The organism is Herbiconiux daphne (genome assembly GCF_024979295.1).
Taxonomy (GTDB): Bacteria; Actinomycetota; Actinomycetes; order Actinomycetales; family Microbacteriaceae; genus Herbiconiux; species Herbiconiux daphnes.
The window spans coordinates 1-808 of the sequence record NZ_JANLCJ010000285.1 but is presented as its reverse complement, the minus strand read 5'-3'; the positions used below and the strand labels follow the sequence as shown (position 1 = coordinate 808).

Genomic DNA, 808 nt, shown 5'->3' with positions numbered 1-808 from the left:
GTGGTTATGAGATTAAAGAGGGAGATATCAAGGAATGGGACTTCATTAAAAATGAAATCATTCTAAATGACAACTTTTGAAATAAAGATTTCTCTTACCAAAGGGAAAGAATGAAAAAACCTACAATCGGTTATCTTGGAATTGTTTTCCTTGACGAAAAGATTTACGGGCAAAAGAATTTTGGAACATTTATGGACTTGGAGGAAATTGAATCTCACAAGAAAACTTATGGTTCAAAAACAAAAATCAATGACTTTGAATATGGTAGAAAAACGGTTGTAAAGAAAGTCATAAGGGACAACAAGCACAAGTTCATATGAAACAAAGACAATCAAGCAGTCAACACGATTCTTGAAAAAGACCAGTCGGCCGTTGACGAGAAAGGAAATAGACTTTATGTTGAAAACGAATCAAACTAATTTCTTGGGTTGTCCTAAAATTGAGGACTGCCAAGAATTCAAAGCACCTACAAAAGGTCAAATTAGAATCGCAAAATTAAAGGAGATGCTATGTCGCAAAGGAAACTAAGGGTAGTTGAGTGATTTGGTGGAATCGGTGCTGCCACACAAGCATTAAAGCAAATGGGTCAAGACCACGAAGTTATTGATTATGTTGAACTTGACAAGTATGCCGTTAAGTCATACAATGCCATCAACGGAACTGATTTCAAACCAACCGACATCAATGATGTAGATGTGAATAAGTATGGGGAAATTGACTTGCTTATAGCAGGTTGACCTTGCCAAGATTATTCGTTTGCCGGTAAAAGACTTGGGACATTTGGCGGAGATAGGTCAAGTCTAATTCT

The 808-nt window shown here is 36.5% G+C and carries 2 protein-coding genes; both read left to right on the top strand.

What is annotated here, in order from left to right:
• Window positions 1–110 precede the first annotated feature (110 nt).
• A complete protein-coding gene (locus N1032_RS24710; RefSeq protein ID WP_259543163.1) occupies window positions 111–320 on the top strand; it encodes a hypothetical protein in 210 nt (69 codons plus the stop codon).
• Window positions 321–551: 231 nt separating this feature from the next.
• Window positions 552–737, top strand: coding sequence for a DNA cytosine methyltransferase (locus tag N1032_RS24705; protein WP_259543164.1), 186 nt, complete (start codon window positions 552–554; stop codon window positions 735–737).
• The last annotated feature ends 71 nt before the right edge of the window (window positions 738–808 follow it).